The organism is Sphingobacterium spiritivorum ATCC 33861 (genome assembly GCF_000143765.1).
In the GTDB taxonomy this organism is placed as follows: Bacteria; Bacteroidota; Bacteroidia; order Sphingobacteriales; family Sphingobacteriaceae; genus Sphingobacterium; species Sphingobacterium spiritivorum.
The window spans coordinates 1-16,816 of record NZ_GL379775.1; the positions used below are offsets into that span (position 1 = coordinate 1).

Below are 16,816 nucleotides of genomic sequence, written 5' to 3' on the forward strand. Positions count from 1 at the left end.
TTAATTTGGTTTAATTGTTGGCTTTTTTCTGGCGCAAGCATGTTGCTTGTGCCGCTATAGGTTGCTGGTGTGGACACCGCAAACGCAGTTGGCGTGTCAGTTGCTGTCCCCACCCACAGTCTGCTATACAGATCGGATTACTAACCTCTCTGCCCTTCGGGCATCTCTCCTAAGAAGGGAGAGAAGAGTAGTCCAGTCAAGCCTCGTAAGTTTTACTGCTGAGATAGTACAGCCTGATAAAGTATCGCTATACTTTCTTCCATTTCTGCAGTTGTAAAATGTCCAAAACCGAGTCTCGTAGCTGTAATTGATACATTTTGGTATAGTAATGTGCGCGGGATAAAAAGATTGTTTCTGGCACAGGAACGGCTTAATTGAAGGAGATTGATCGGCTGTTTCCAGGTCGCCCATACCGCAAGTCCACCGGAAGGTTTTCTGAAATCCAGATATTCATGCAGATGTTGTTCCAGAAGGGAAGCGAAATAATCTCTGCGCTCCTGATATACTTTAAGCGATTTTTTGAGGTAGCGATGAATGTCTCCTTCTTCTATCATTTCTCCCAGGACCTGTTCCATCATAATATCCCCTTGCCGGTCAATAATACCCAGATGTTTTCGCATTTCAATCATCAGATTTTGCGGAGCAACAATAAAACCTGTCCGGAATCCCGGTGCCAGAGATTTGCCAAAAGAACCTATATAGACGACCATACCATTTGTATCGGCACTGGCTAATGGAAGTACCGGAGCTTTGTCGTAGTGAAAGTCATAGTCATAATCGTCTTCCAGTATAATAAATCCGAATTGGGAGGCCAGATCTAACAATGCAATACGACGCTCTGCACTGAGGGTGACTGTAGTAGGATAGTGGTGGTGCGGCGTGATATACAGCATGCGTACCTGTTGCCGTTCACATATTTCTCTGACGGCATCTACATCTATACCTTCTTCGTCTATAGGTACAGACATAATATGTGCTCCGGATTTTTGAAAGATCATATTGACCGAAAAATAACTCATCTCTCCCACTAATACGAGTTCTCCGGCAGAAAGCAGAATTTCAGACGCAATGTATACACTCATTTCTGTACTGCGTGTGATCAGAATATTATCTTTTGAAATATGCAGACCACGGGACAGATTAAGATAATTGGATAAATTCTTTTTGAAATATTCGCTTCCGTCATGATTGTAGTACCCTAATTTCTTATGGTTGCTCTTACGTTTCAGGTTGGCACTGTATAAACTGGAAAGATGGTCTATCTGCGTAAGTCGTATATCTGGTATACCGTCATTAAAGACATATTCACAGGCTGAATGTTCAAACGGATTGTCCAATAGAATAGATTTTCGGAATGAATATCCTGTAGAAGATGGATATACGGCAAGTTGATTTTGTTGGGCAGACCGGATTTTGTAAGGTTTATCATCAGATTTAACCAATACAAATGTGCCTTGGTTAGGGCGCATGTCCACCCAACCTTGTGCGTGTAATTCATCGTAGGCAGCGACTATGGTGTTTCTGTGAATCTGCAGTAAGTTTCCTAAAGTCCGGGTGCCGGGCAATTTAGTTCCTGCAGTCAGAAAACCTCGTTGTATAGCATTTATCAATTGATTGCTGATCTGTAAGTATACAGAACAGTCCAAATTTCGATCAATTTGAATAAAACTTTGGTATGGAACACTAACCGGACTAGCCATAATATAAAAACTGGTACATATTTAATGTCCGGCAAGATACTACATTTGACCCAAATTAAAGAGATCGATATGTACAATCTACTTCAACACATTGTGGATAATGATGTGCTTCATGCGAAATGGCTGAATACGCTTTCCTTTATGGAAAATGCCGGTGCACGAAAAATATCTGCCTGTGAACATACGACAGATGTAAATCTGATACAATTGAAACATGCAGCCGAAGAGCATCGCCATGCCTATTACCTCAAGAAGCAGATTGCGAAGACTAATATCCATACTTGTAAGACATACAGGACTGAAGAGCTTATTGCCTCAGCCTGTACGCGGAATTATCTGCAGCAGTTGGACATATATGCCTGCCGTTATCTCAAAAATACCTTTGGTTTAAGGAATAATGAACTCAAATATGCGGCTTATTTATTTGTGACATATGCTATTGAAGTACGTGCAGATGATTTATATCCGATTTATCAGCAGGTACTCGATGCATCCAAGAGTAAGGTTATGGTCAAATCTATTATTCTGGAAGAAGAGGGGCATCTGGAAGAAATGATTCATCAGCTGGAAGGCTTTGCATCCGACTGGGAAGTGCACGCAAAGAAGATACAGGATCTGGAGCAGCAGTTGTTTGAAGAATGGGTAGCAGCCATAGCGTTGGATGTAAAGCATGATGAATAGTCTTTCTGAACGTCTGAGCGATAAGCTGAAGTTAAGGGCAGGTAAAGGTAATTTGAGAAGTTTGAAGATTCCTGAGCAAGGGATTGACTTTTTCTCTAATGATTATCTGGGCCTGGCCCGCAATTCGGTTATCCATAAGCAACTGGCAAAGGAGATATATGCTGATTCTTCGATTCTGGGAGGTGCTACAGGATCGAGGCTCATCAGTGGTAATTCTTATGAAAAAATGCAGGCAGAACAAGAAATTGCTGCACTGCACGGGCACGCAGCAGGCTTGCTCTTTGCCTCTGGTTATCTGGCCAATATGGCACTTTTATCTGCTTTGCCCGGCCGTGGAGATACAATTATAATGGACGAACGGATTCATCGGTCAGTACATGACGGTGCAACCCTGTCTGCCGCTCAAAAGTGGAAATTCAGACATAATGATCTGAATAGTCTGGAAGATAAGCTGAGGAGAGCCGGTGGTCAGATTTATGTAGTAGTGGAGAGCTTATACTCCATGGATGGTGATTTTGCTCCCCTGAATGAGCTTGTCGTGTTGGCCCGACGATACAAGGCTGCGCTTATCATAGACGAAGCACACGCATTTGGTGTCTTTGGATATGGTCTGGTACATCAGTACGGTTTACAAAAGCACATCTTTGCAACAGTGATTACCTATGGTAAAGCTTTGGGAGCTCATGGTGCAGTTGTATTGGGTGAGGAGTTGCTCAAATCTTACCTTATCAATTTTGCATCTCCTTTTATCTACAGTACCGCTTGTCCGGATCTGTTTGCACGTCACATACGATTGGGGTATACGTTTTTGAGAGAGCATTCTGAACTTTCAGATCAATTGAGAAGACGGATAGCTTATTTCGGCCAAAGAAAGATTCCTTCCGTTTCAGATCCGAAGAGTCCTATTCAAGCGGTTATCATTCCGCAGCATAAGGTATTGATCCATCTGCAGCAACAACTTCAGAAGAAGGGACTACAAACCTATGCTGTCCATAGTCCTGCCGTAGAAGAAGGGCAGGAGCGTCTCCGCATCTGCCTCCATCAGTATAACACGGAAGAGGAGATAGATTTACTAACAGCAGAAATTAATAGTATACTATAGATAGCATTGAGCCATCAGAAAGAGAATATTTACGATATGAAGCAACAGATTTTTATTAGCGGAATAGGAACAGGTATAGGGAAGACTGTTTGTGCAGCTGTACTGACCAGATTTTGGGGGGCTGATTATTGGAAACCTATACAATCCGGAGATCTCCATTATTCAGACAGCATGCTGGTAAGGGAGTTGGCAGGCAAGCATGCTATTATTCACCCTGAGCGCTACAGATTACGGTTAGCAGCTTCTCCTCATGAATCTGCAGCAGCCGAAAACCTACAGATAGCTTTGGAAGATTTCGAACTTCCGGACACTCCACGGCCATTGGTGGTGGAAGGTGCCGGCGGATTGTTTGTTCCGATCAATGAGGAAGCGTTTATCATTGATCTGATTTCTAAACTATCTATTCCGGCAGCTCTTGTGATCAGAGATTATCTGGGCTGTATCAATCACAGTTTACTTTCCCTTGCGGCTCTCCAACAACGGAATATACCGATTCGTCATCTGATACTCAACGGATCATTCAATCCGCATAGCGAAAGGATTATCTGCAGGGCTGTAGGTTCTGCAACGTCCATTTTGCGCATACCGGATCTGGAATCTTTAAGTTCTCAGGAGGTGGATCGTGTATGCTGTGACCGGTTTGATAAGATTAATTAGTTATAAGGGTACAATATAGATATATGTGCCTACGAAATATTAAAAAAATATAAATTATCAGAAGAATTATGAATACAGCAATCAGAAACAACTGGACGAAAGAAGAGATTCAGGAAATCTACGATCAGCCGTTGCTTGAATTGGTCTATCGTGCAGCTACGGTGCACAGAGAATGGCACCGTGCATCAGAAGTGCAGGTGTGCACATTACTGTCTGTCAAAACAGGAGGGTGCCCTGAAGATTGTTCCTATTGCGGACAGGCAGCTAGGTATCATACAGATATCAAAGTACAAGCTTTGTTGCCGACAGAGACCGTTATTGCCCATGCTCAGAAAGCAAAAGATTCGGGTTCAACCCGTTTTTGTATGGCGGCAGCCTGGAGAGAAGTTCGTGATAACCGGGATTTTGACCGTGTCATTGATATGGTAAAGGGGGTAAATGATCTGGGACTTGAAGTCTGTTGTACTTTAGGTATGTTGACCGAAGAGCAGGCCGTCCGGTTAAGAGATGCGGGATTACATGCCTATAATCATAATCTGGATACTTCAGAACAGTATTATGAGGAGATTATCTCGACACGTAAGTTTGATAACCGTATCAATACGATCAATCATGTGCGGAAAGCCGGTATCACTGTCTGTTCAGGAGGTATTATAGGTCTTGGAGAAACACATAAAGATCGTATATCCATGTTACTGACATTGGCTACTATGCCAAAACATCCTGAATCTGTTCCGGTCAATGCTTTGGCACGGGTTAAAGGAACACCTTTAGAGCATAATCCTAAAGTCGATATATGGGATATGGTGCGTATGATTGCTACAGCCCGTATTGTCATGCCGGCATCCGTCGTGCGCCTTAGTGCCGGACGTATTGAGATGACGGAGACAGAGCAAGCCTGGTGTTTCATGGCAGGTGCCAATTCTATTTTTACAGGAGAACGCGAAACCTTGCTTGTAACACCCAATCCGGGAGTATCGGAAGATATGCAGATGTTCCGGAATCTGGGATTAAAACCTATGGAAAACAAAAAAAGCGAAAGCTCATGTCAGGTACATTAAGAGAACGAGACCGAAAAGTCAACTGGCATCCGTATACGCAGATGAAAGGTGCGGAAGATATTATACCTATTGTCCGTGGCAATGGTGCATATCTTTATGATGATAAAGGTAATCGTTATATTGATGCGGTCTCTTCCTGGTGGGTTACTTTGCATGGACATGCTCATCCTTATATTGCCGAACGTGTCTCTGAGCAGTTGCTTACACTGGAGCAGGTGATATTTGCCGGATTTACGCATGAGCCGGCTATCAGGCTATCTGAGAATCTGCTCAGGCTGCTTCCGTCTAATCAGAAGAAAGTATTCTATACGGATAATGGTTCCACTGCTATAGAAGTAGCGCTCAAAATGTGTATACAGTATCACTATAATCAGGGGCTGAAACGAACTAAAATACTGGCTTTTAAAAACTCCTATCACGGCGATACATTTGGAGCTATGTCTGTAAGCGGAAGGGGAGTGTGGACAGCTCCCTTTGTGGATATGCTCTTCGAGGTGATCTTTATTGATGTCCCTACGGAAGCGAATATAAACACGCTGTTTATTACTATAGATCAGTATGCAGATGAGCTGGCTTGTTTTGTATATGAGCCTCTTGTGCAGGGGGCTGCGGGAATGTTAATGCATAAACCTGAGGATCTGAGTATACTGATGGAGTATTGCCGTAACAAAGGTATATTGCTGATACAGGATGAAATATTTGTAGGCTTTGGTCGTACCGGACGTTTGTTTGCTGCGGATTATCTGTCTGCATATTCTGATGTGATGTGTTTCTCTAAAGGACTGACCGGAGGAACTATGCCTTTAGGACTGACGACCTGTTCGGATGTAATATATGAAGCGTTCTACTCCGATGATAAGAAAAAGGCTCTTTTTCACGGTCATTCTTTCACGGCCAGTCCGCTGGCCTGTACAGCGGCTTTGGCCAGTATGGAGCTTCTGCTGCAAGAGCGTACTTTAGAGAATATTCAACGGATAGTACTGCAACATGAACGCTTTGCAGCAAAGTTACGATTACATCATCAAGTAGAAGACGTCAGACAGCAGGGAACCATTCTGGCATTGGAATGGAGAACAGGAGAAGAGACTTCCTATTTCAGTGATATGCACGATAAACTGTATCCTTATTTTCTGAGCAAAGGTATTCTGCTTCGACCTTTAGGCAATATTATTTATCTGGTTCCTCCATACTGTATAACAGATGATGATCTGGCTTATATCTATGAGACGATACTGGAAGCATTAGATTCCTTATAAGATATACATATTTTGCAAGGGGAGGTAAGTGATATTCGGGAATGTATCAGTAGCTTCTTCGTGAGTATCAAGAGCCACATTTGTTTTTGGATATCAACTTTATTGGTCTATCTTAAGAATAATGCCGAAATTTGATGCTGAAAATATACAAGCATGGATATCCTTATTATTGAAGATGATCTGAGAGTAGCACAACTGATTGAACGTGCAGTCCGGGAGCAGGGATTTCAGACGATGCTGGCCTACGATGGAATGTCTGGTAAGAAATTGGCCTTACAGCATGATTTTAGCCTCATTATTACGGATATTATTCTGCCAAAGATTGACGGATTAGACTTGTGTAAAGAAGTGCGCCAACTGAAGCCGGATCTTCCTATTATTATGCTGACGGCATTGGGTACCACAGATAATAAAGTCGAAGGATTTGATGCGGGAGCAGACGATTATCTGGTCAAGCCTTTTGAAATGAGAGAACTGATTGCCCGTATACGTGCTTTATTGAAACGTAAGGATCAATCTGCGAGTGTTGCATCTTTCGTGTTGAAATATCATGATCTGGAAATGAACCTTAATACCAAGATGGTGAAGCGAGCCGGTATAGAAATCGAACTTACACCCAAAGAATTTAACCTGCTTCAGTATTTTTTAAGTCATCCCGAAAAGGTGCTGTCCCGATCCGATATAGCGGAAAATGTGTGGGAAACACATTTTGATACAGGTACCAATTTTATTGATGTATATATTAATTACCTACGTAAAAAAATAGATAAGGACTTTAATCATAAACTTATTCATACCAAGCCGGGAATGGGATTTATTCTAAGAAATGCGTAATGGGAGCAAGAGCGAGACTGACCCTGTTATTTACACTTATTACAGCGACTATACTGCTGATTTTTGGGGCGGTCCTGTATTTTTCTGCCAAGCAAAACCGGCAAAAGGAATTCTATGCTTTGTTAAAAAAAGAAGCAGTTACCAAAGCTAATTTATTTTTCACCGCAGGAGTAGATGTGCGAACCCTGCAAAGTATATATCACAATAACCGTAAGATAATCAATGAGGTAGAGGTAGCTATCTATACTCACGATTTTCAACTTCTCTATCATGATGCTGTAGATATTGACGTCGTCAAAGAGAACCTGTCGATGATTGATCAGATTTACAATAAAGGTGAAGTACAGTTTTACCTTAATGACTGGCAGGTGATAGGTATAAGACATGTGTACAAGGGTAAAACGTATATAATTACGGCCGCAGCCTACGATCAATACGGCTATAATAAACTGGCTAATATGCTTTGGGTTAGTATTCTTGTATTTGTGGTATCTATCCTTTTCATCTATGTGGCAGGGCGGTTTTTTTCACAAAGGGCGTTTGCCCCTGTACGTGAAATGACCGAGAGGGCACGTCAAATCTCTACAACCAGCCTGCATATGAGATTAGATACAGGTCATGCTAAAGATGAACTTACGGAGCTCGCAGAGACATTCAATGATCTGTTAAACAGACTTGAAAACTCATTTGATGCCCAAAAACAGTTTGTATCAAATGTAGCACATGAACTTCGTACGCCGCTGGCTGCTATAACAGCCGAACTGGAATTGTCTACTTCCCGGGAAAGAAGTATAGTCGAATATCAGGAAGTGATCCGAAATACGCTGAATGATGCAAAAAAATTAGGTCGCTTGTCGAACAGCCTTTTGGATTTTGCAAAAGCTACTTACGACCCTGTAGACATCTCTTTTAAGTCAGTGCGTGTGGATGAAATCTTACTGGATGCACAGTTGCAGGTACAGAAAGTAGATAAGGATTATAAGATATCCATTAATTTTGAAAACGATTTTGAGCATGATAAGCAAATATCTGTAAACGGCAATAGTTACCTGCTGATGGTCGCATTTGCCAATTTGTTTGAGAACGGTTGTAAGTTTTCAGACGATAAACAGTGCCGGCTTACGGTTTCCTTTACAGCCACCAGTATAACATTACGTTTTTCCGATGAGGGTATCGGGATTTCGGAAGAAGATTTGCAGCATATTTTTACACCTTTCTTTCGGGGACAAAATAAAATGTTTGCAGAAGGTAACGGAATAGGATTACCACTTACCAGGAAAATTATTTCTCTGCACAAAGGAGATATTACTGTCGTTTCCTCTACTGAAACAGGTACAACATTTACGGTGACACTCCCGGTACTGATGAATACTTAATTGAAGATAATTCCCTCTCATTTCTAAGGAGAATCTGTTCCGGCTTGTCGGAAGGGTTAGGGAGAGGTTATAACATTTATAATATAAAAGCCCTCCGCCAGGAAACTCACATCAACTTTAATATTTAACAGCGTCATTTGGCGGGGACGCCAAATGATAAATCCGGAATTACGATACTGCCGGTGGGGACACCGGCATACGCGACCATTAATACTTATTCCCGTGAAGCTACAACCTGTTATTTCTAAAGAAAACCTGTTCTGGCTTTTCGGAAGAGTTAGAGAAAGGTTCAGAACTTCTATGGAACAACCTCTCTGCTCTTCGGCACCTCTACTTACAGCAAGTAGAGAAGAGTTATAAAACGAAACGTATTCCCTCTACTTTTTAAGGAGAGGGTTATGGAGAGGTTCTAATGTTTATAATATAAAATCCCTCAGCAAGGAAACTCACATCAACTTAACTATTTATCAGCGTCATTTGGCGGAGACGCTTAATGATAAATTCAGAATTGCTATGCTGCCGGTGGGGACACCGGCATACGCTACCATTAACACTTATCCCCGTGAAGCTACAACCTGTTATTTCTAAAGAAAACCTGTTCCGGCTTTTCGGAAGAGTTAGAGAGAGGTTCAGAACTTCTATGGATCAACCTTTGCCGTTCGGCAACTCTACTTACAGCAAGTAGAAAAAGCTTATGACAACGTTTACGCTAACCAATTTCATCTCAAATAATAGTTGTCCGTTTTTTGTCCTCCCTTTTCTTAGCAACCCTATGATGGTAAACCTACATTTGTCACTCCATACACCGCTAATTTTTATGAAAAGACCATTACTACTATTTCTTTTTGCATTTTATGGCTTAACCAGCCTTGCGCAAACCACCCGTTATGTAACTCCGAGTGGGGCGGGCAATAAAAATGGCAATAGCTGGGCTAATGCCAGTGATAATCTGCAGCTGATGATCAACAATTCCTCGGCAAATGACCAGGTTTGGGTAGCCAAGGGCCAGTACCAGCCGTCCGTTGGTAACAGTTTTGCCATGAAAAACGGTGTAAAGATATATGGCGGTTTCCCCGATGCTGGAAACCCTGTACTTGCCGACCGTAATTGGAGAGTCTATACTTCTACTTTGAGGGGTAACGGTAACAGGGTAATCAATAACGGTGCTAATTACCTAATGGTTACTGCACTTTTGGATGGATTTACCATTACTGGTGGAACCCTGACAGCTGCCACCGACAATGTGTATGGTGCTGGGATGTACAATTACACTTCATCGCCCACGGTCACGAACTGCCTGTTTACCAATAATACCATTATCAATACCTCGGGTAAGGCCAGCAGTACCTTTGGAAAAGGGGCTGGCATGGCCAATGTAAGCAACAGCAACTCAATCATTACCAATTGTGTGTTCTCCAACAATACGGTATTTGCCGTAGGTGGAGGTATGTATAATGAAAACTCAAAGCCGGCAATCAGGAGCTGTGTATTCGAAAACAATAAGGTAACAGGTACCAGTGGTAGCCATGGCGGTGGCGGTATGGGCAATTCGGGATCCAATCAACCTGCTACCATTTCAAACAGTCTTTTCATTTCAAACACGGCCATTAGGGGCCCGGCTATTTTTAACAGCTCATCTGCGGCTAATAGGCCCCAAACTTTGATAAATTGTACCATTTATAAAAATTCGTCATCCAACAGTGTTAGTAACCAGGCTATTTTTCATAATAATTCTGCGCTTACCATTGTCAACACAGTGGTATGGGGAAATACCGGAACGCTTAGCGTGGGCAAGCAAAACGGCTCCGACCCTGTTATTCGGTACAGCCTGTTGCAGGGGAATACCTCCGCTGCAGATGGCAACCTGAACGCAAACGATGCCGCCAATACCCCACAATGGCTCAATGCAGCTAGTCCTGCCGGAGCCGATGGTTTTTATGGCACGGCCGATGACGGGCTGCAGATGGTAAAAACCAGCCCAACAGTTGGCAAGGGCGATAATGCGCTTTACGAAAGCACAGATAATGATGCCAACAACAATAGCTTGGGTACTGATAAAGACCTGGGCGGCAATCCGCGCCTCATGGGTACTACTATAGATATGGGCGCTTACGAGGACCAGAGCATAGTACTGCAACCCGATGCCGCAGGTATCATTTACGTAAAGCAAAATGGAGCAGGCAGCTTTAATGGCAGCAGCTGGACCAATGCCGCTCCCGAGCTGGCCGATGCCCTGCTGGCCGCAAAAAGCAATACCGCTATTAAACAAATATGGGTAGCCAAAGGTACCTACAAACCAAAATACCGTCCTGATAACCTTAATGGGACCAACCCAAATGACAGGGACAACACGTTTTTAATGGTGAAAGATGTAAAACTGTATGGTGGCTTTGCAGGAACCGAAGCTGATATTGGCCACCGGGATTTTAGTATTGCCGGCAACAAAACCATCCTCAGCGGCGATTTAGGCACAGCCAGCGATATTAGTGACAATGCCTACCACGTGCTTATTTCTGCAGGTGATGCAGGCACTGCCCAGCTCGATGGTTTTACCCTTACTGGCGGCAATGCCAATGGTACGGGTATCAATGCCATTACGGTTAATCAAAAGACCATTTACCAGGCTAATGGAGGTGGCATGTACAATGTCGACTCATCGCCAACTATTTTAAACTGTATTTTTAATCAAAACACAACCCCTCAAAGAGGCGGGGCAATGTTTAATAGCAATGCATCGCCCATCATTGGCAATTGCAGTTTTACAAATAACAGTGCAACCAATGCAAATACCGCTTATGCTGGTGCAATGTACAATTCTTTGTCAAACCCGGTAATAACCAACTGTATTTTCGATGGCAATACAGGTGCCCGTTATGGTGGGGCAATGTTTAATGTTGGCTCAGCACCAATTATTGTAAATAGTATTTTTAAAAATAACAGAGCAACCTCAAGCTTTGGTAATGGCGGTGCGGTTTATAATCAGAATAATTCATCATCAAAGTTTACCAATACCTTGTTTTATAACAACACTGCCGTTGGAAGCGGGGGCGCCTTTTATAACGATGCTTCAGCACCTTCGATAACCAATTGTACCTTTTATGGTAATACTGTTTCAAGTAATTTACTAAACGGCCAGTCTATTTTTACCAATGGGAACAATTTCGCTTTAAATAATAGCATCCTATGGGTAAATGATAGCTTTATTGCCGATGGCGTGCTCAGTGGCTCGGTAACGGGAGCCAATAACTTTATACAGCAAACCGGTGGTCCGGTAAGTAACCCTGTGGCGGCATATACCGCCGCACAATTGTTTACCGATGCACCCAACGGCAATCTTACCCTAAAGGCAAACAGCCCGGCTATTAATGCGGGCAACAATGCGTTGGTAAATACCCTCACAGATTTGGCCGGTAACAGCCGCACCAGAGATAACAAAGTAGATATTGGTGCATACGAGGTGCAAAGTGGCAATACCATTGTATCTATGGTGCCTGCTGCCAATGGTATCCTGTATGTAAAGCAGGGTAGTGCAGGCAATGGTAGCAGCTGGGCTAATGCCGCATCTGAACTGGCCGATGCCCTGCTGGCCGCCAAAACCAATACCGCCATTAAACAAATATGGGTGGCCAAAGGTACCTATAAACCCTTGTACAAAGCTGCCGAGGTAGATGACAATAACGCTCCTACCACCGACCGCGACAAGGCTTTTGTAATGGTGAAAGATGTAAAACTATACGGTGGCTTTGCAGGTACAGAAACCGATATTAGCCAACGTGATTTTAGCATTACTACCACCACCACCCTCAGTGGCGATTTAGGTGTAGCCGAAGATATTAGTGACAATGCCTACCACGTGCTTATTTCTGCAGGTGATGCGGGCACAGCCGAGCTTAACGGTTTTACCCTTACCGGCGGCAATGCCAATAATGGTACGAGCATCATCTCCGTTAACGGAGTTTTAGTTTACAGATCTAGAGGTGGTGGGATATATAATGACAGTTCCTCCCCAACATTAAGCAATGTAACGCTAAGCAATAATAAGGCAACTAATAGTGGTGGCGGGGTGTATAATTACAATTCCTCCTCAACATTAAACAATGTAAAGCTAAGCAACAATACGGCAACTTTTGGCGGCGCAATGTATAATTACAATTCCTCCTCAACATTAAGCAACGTAACGCTAAGCAATAATAAGGCAACTAATAGTGGTGGTGGCGTGTATAATGAGAGTTCCTCCCCAATATTAAGCAGCGTAACGCTAAGCAATAATACGGCAACAACTAACGGCGGCGCGATGTATAATTACAGGTCCTCCCCAACATTAAGCAGCGTAACGCTAAGCGATAATACAGCAGCTTTTGGCGGTGGGATGTTTAATTCCACTTCCTCCCCAACATTAAGTAATGTAACGCTAAGTAATAATAGGGCAACAAATTACGGCGGTGGCGGGATGTTTAATTACAATTCATCCCCCAGGCTAAGCAGCGTAACGCTAAGCAATAATACGGCAACAAGCAACGGCGGCGCGATGTATAATGACAGTTCCCGCCCAATCATCAGTCAAAGTAAATTTGCGGGCAATACCGCAGCAGATGCAGGCGGTGCTGTTTACAGTTTGAATTCTTCCGTTAAGGTGAACAACAGCAGCATCACGGGCAACAGTGCCAACTGGGGCGGCGCTATTTTTAAAGAACGGGGTGGTACTGATACCTTTTTAAACTGTACCATAGCCGGTAATTACGCTGGTAACGATGGTGGTGGTATCAATACCAAAACCTCCAACACTATTACCAATTTAATCAACACCATTGTTTATGGCAATACCAAAACCACCAATGCCGATGCTTCGGATATCAGGAACGATGATGGTGCTGCTACCATCAATGTCAACTACAGCAGCTATGGTGTGGTAACTGGTAAAATTGCTGGTGGAAACAATATCACCGCAAATCCAATATTTACCAACCCTACATTGCCTACAAACACCAATACACCCAATACCAACGGCGATTACAGCCTTAAACCAGGCAGCCCCGCCATTGGCGCAGGCGATAACACGCTGTACACAAGCAATGGTGGTAACCTTACAGCCGATAAGGATTTGGCAGGCAGCCCACGTTTAACGGGCAGCAGCATAGATATGGGTGCCTACGAAGCGTTGGTGCAGCCCCAAACCATTAACCCAATTGCGGCAATCACCAAAACCTATGGCGATGCCGCTTTTGAACCAGGAGCAACGGCAAGTTCGGGTCTTACAGTGTCTTATCTATCGGCAGATAACAGCATTGCCGAGGCCTACCAGGATGCCAGCGATGGTAATAAATGGAAGTTAAAGATAAAAAAGGCAGGAACGGTGAACATTACCGCCAGCCAGACGGGTGGCAACGGTTACGAGCCCGCAGCGGACGTGGTTTTCAGTCTGACCGTCAATCAAAAGACGGTTACGGTGAGCATCAAGCCTGATGCGATATTTACCAAAGTGTACGATGCAAGTACGGCTGGAACCATGCAGGCTACCGACCTGGAGCTGGCCAGCGGCGATGTACTGAACAGTGACGATGTACAGTTAAGTTTAAGCTCAGCCACGGCCCAATACGATACCAAGGATGCAGGAACTGCCAAAACGATGATGCTGCCCATCACCAGTGTAGTGTTAGCCGGTGCACAGGCAGGAAACTATAAAGTGGCCAACACCAGCGACCTTTCCACCGCTACTGCGGCCATTACGCCAAAACCATTGACCATTACGGCCAACAACTTCAGCAAGGTGTACGATGGTTCGGCCTACAGCGGTGGCAACGGCGTAAGCTACGGCGCCTTTGCCCTTGGCGAAGATCAAACCGTGCTGTCGGGAACACTTGAGTATGGCGGCAGCTCGCAGGGAGCGGTCAATACGGGCAGCTATGGCATTGTGCCAAGCGGACTGAGCTCGTCCAACTATGCCATCAGCTATGTAAACGGGCAGCTCAGCATATCGCTCAACAACGTAAACGTACTCACCTTTAATGCCCAAACTGCGGGCAGCACCTTGGTTAAAACCTATGGCGATGCCGATATCAATGCTTCTGTCATTGCGAGTTCTGGACTGGTAGCAACATATCAGAGTAATAATCCTTCTGTAGCCACTGTAAATGCATCAGGTCAGGTGAGTATCCTCAAAACCGGTATAGCTACCATAACTGCTAGTCAGGCTGGCGATACCAATTTTGGTTCAGCAACGCCAATTGCCTTTCAGGTAGAAGTTACTAAAAAGCTATTAACCGTTACTGCAAATGACTTTAGCAAGACCTACGACGGCATTGCCTATAGTGGCGGCAATGGCGTAAGTTACAGCGGTTTTGCCCTTGGCGAAGGCCCATCGGTATTGGACGGTGCGCTTGAGTATGGCGGCAGCGCTCAGGGAGCAATCAATACAGGCAACTATTCGATTACACCAAGCGGACTGACCGCTACCAACTACAGTTTCGATTATAAAAGCGGTACGCTGGGCATTGTCCAATCGGGCGCCAATGTCATTACGTTCAATAGCCAGTTATCAGGTGCAATCCAGCAGCTGACCTATGGCAGCGCAGGGGTTGATGCTTCGGCCATTGCTTCCTCTGGATTGGCAGTAAACTATGCCAGCAGCAACCCTGCAGTGGTTTCGGTCAATACTTCCGGACAGGTGCAGATTCTGGCAGCAGGAACGGCCATCATTACAGCCAGTCAGCCCGGAGATGGCAATCATACATCGGCAATCCCGGTAAGTTTTACCGTCAATGTACAACCAAAAGCACTGACCATAACCGCCAATAACTTTAATAAAGTGTACGATGGACAGGTTTATGCTACTGGCAATGGTGTTGTTTACAATGGCTTTGTGCATGGAGAAAATGAACAGAACCTGCAGGGAAGTTTAAGCTATACCGGAACGGCTATTGGTGCCAAAAACGTGGGCAGCTATTTCATCATCCCCGGAGGATATACTTCTGGTAATTATGCCATCACCTATCAGGATGGCAGCCTAACCATCACTAAGGCTAACTTAACAGTTACAGCCGATGCGAAGACTAAGGTTTATGGAACAGCAGATCCTGCTCTGACGTATAAAGTCACAGGTATGGTCAACAATGATGCAGCTACTGTAGTCACAGGAACATTGAAACGTGCAACAGGTGAAAATGTTGGAACGTATGCAATCAGCAACAATGATCTGGCAGCTTCCAACTACACGATTACGTATGTAGGGGCAGATCTTACCATCACTAAGGCCAACATAACCGTTACAGCCGATGCGAAGACTAAGATTTACGGTTCATCTGATCCTGCTCTGACGTATAAAGTCATAGGTATGGTCAATAATGATGCGGCTACTGTAGTCACAGGTACATTGAAACGCGCTACAGGTGAAAATGTAGGTACGTATACAATCAGCAATAACGACCTGGCAGCTTCCAACTACACGATTACTTATGTAGGAGCTAACCTTACCATCACTAAGGCTAACTTAACCGTTACAGCCGATGCGAAGACTAAGGTTTACGGAACAACCGATCCTGCTCTGAGTTATAAAGTCACAGGTATGGTCAATAATGATGCGGCTACTGTAGTCACAGGAACATTGAAACGTGCAACAGGTGAAAATGTAGGTACGTATGCAATCAGCAATAACGACCTGGCAGCTTCCAACTACACGATTACTTATGTAGGAGCAGATCTTACGATTACTAAGGCCAACTTAACCGTTACAGCCGATGCGAAGACGAAAGTGTACGGTACAACCGATCCTGCTCTGACGTATAAAGTCACAGGTATGGTCAACAATGATGCGGCTACTGTAGTGACTGGGACATTGAAACGTGCAACAGGTGAAAATGTAGGTACGTATGCAATCAGCAATAACGACCTGGCAGCATCCAACTACACGATTACTTATGTAGGAGCAGATCTTACGATTACTAAGGCCAACTTAACCGTTACAGCCGATGCGAACACTAAGGTTTACGGTTCATCTGATCCTGCTCTGACATATAAAGTCACCGGTCTGGTCAACAATGATGCCGCTAGCGTAGTCACAGGAACATTGAAAAGAGCAGCTGGTGAAAATGTTGGAACGTATGCAATCAGCAATAACGACCTGGCAGCTTCCAACTACCTGATTACGTATGCA

9 protein-coding genes are annotated in these 16,816 nt (G+C 44.1%); 8 read left to right on the plus strand and 1 reads right to left on the minus strand.

The genetic code is table 11. From position 1 onward, the window contains the following. Positions 1-212: 212 nt before the first annotated feature. Complete coding sequence (locus HMPREF0766_RS18990) at positions 213-1,646, minus strand: aminotransferase-like domain-containing protein (RefSeq protein ID WP_236590468.1); 1,434 nt, start codon at positions 1,644-1,646, stop codon at positions 213-215. 123 nt (positions 1,647-1,769) lie between these two features. Between HMPREF0766_RS18990 and HMPREF0766_RS18995 the strand changes: the two genes are divergently transcribed. The 8 genes from HMPREF0766_RS18995 to HMPREF0766_RS19030 form a co-directional block, all read left to right on the plus strand. Beyond that, on the plus strand, positions 1,770-2,381 hold the full coding sequence (locus HMPREF0766_RS18995; RefSeq protein WP_037460917.1) for a hypothetical protein: 612 nt from the start codon (positions 1,770-1,772) through the stop codon (positions 2,379-2,381). Next, positions 2,371-3,483, plus strand: coding sequence for an aminotransferase class I/II-fold pyridoxal phosphate-dependent enzyme (locus HMPREF0766_RS19000; protein WP_003000955.1), 1,113 nt, complete (start codon positions 2,371-2,373; stop codon positions 3,481-3,483). Before HMPREF0766_RS18995 ends, HMPREF0766_RS19000 begins: the two co-directional genes overlap by 11 nt. Positions 3,484-3,519: 36 nt before the next feature. Then, a complete protein-coding gene (gene bioD / locus HMPREF0766_RS19005) occupies positions 3,520-4,140 on the plus strand; it encodes a dethiobiotin synthase (RefSeq protein ID WP_003000959.1) in 621 nt (206 codons plus the stop codon). A gap of 68 nt (positions 4,141-4,208) precedes the next feature. Beyond that, positions 4,209-5,201 (plus strand): biotin synthase BioB, encoded by a 993-nt coding sequence (gene bioB / locus HMPREF0766_RS19010; RefSeq protein WP_003000962.1) that lies wholly within the window; start codon positions 4,209-4,211, stop codon positions 5,199-5,201. Then, the gene (gene bioA, locus HMPREF0766_RS19015) at positions 5,186-6,457 is read left to right on the plus strand and encodes an adenosylmethionine--8-amino-7-oxononanoate transaminase (protein ID WP_003000965.1); all 1,272 of its coding nucleotides are present in this window, start codon (positions 5,186-5,188) and stop codon (positions 6,455-6,457) included. Before bioB ends, bioA begins: the two co-directional genes overlap by 16 nt. Before the next feature lie 153 nt (positions 6,458-6,610). Next, the gene (locus HMPREF0766_RS19020; protein WP_003000968.1) at positions 6,611-7,291 is read left to right on the plus strand and encodes a response regulator transcription factor; all 681 of its coding nucleotides are present in this window, start codon (positions 6,611-6,613) and stop codon (positions 7,289-7,291) included. Then, positions 7,291-8,667 carry a sensor histidine kinase gene (locus tag HMPREF0766_RS19025; protein ID WP_003000970.1) on the plus strand — a complete coding sequence of 459 codons (1,377 nt, stop codon included), beginning with the start codon at positions 7,291-7,293 and terminating at the stop codon, positions 8,665-8,667. Before HMPREF0766_RS19020 ends, HMPREF0766_RS19025 begins: the two co-directional genes overlap by 1 nt. A gap of 772 nt (positions 8,668-9,439) precedes the next feature. Further along, positions 9,440-16,816: MBG domain-containing protein (locus HMPREF0766_RS19030; protein WP_169311226.1), on the plus strand; the 7,377-nt coding region annotated here is incomplete at its 3' end.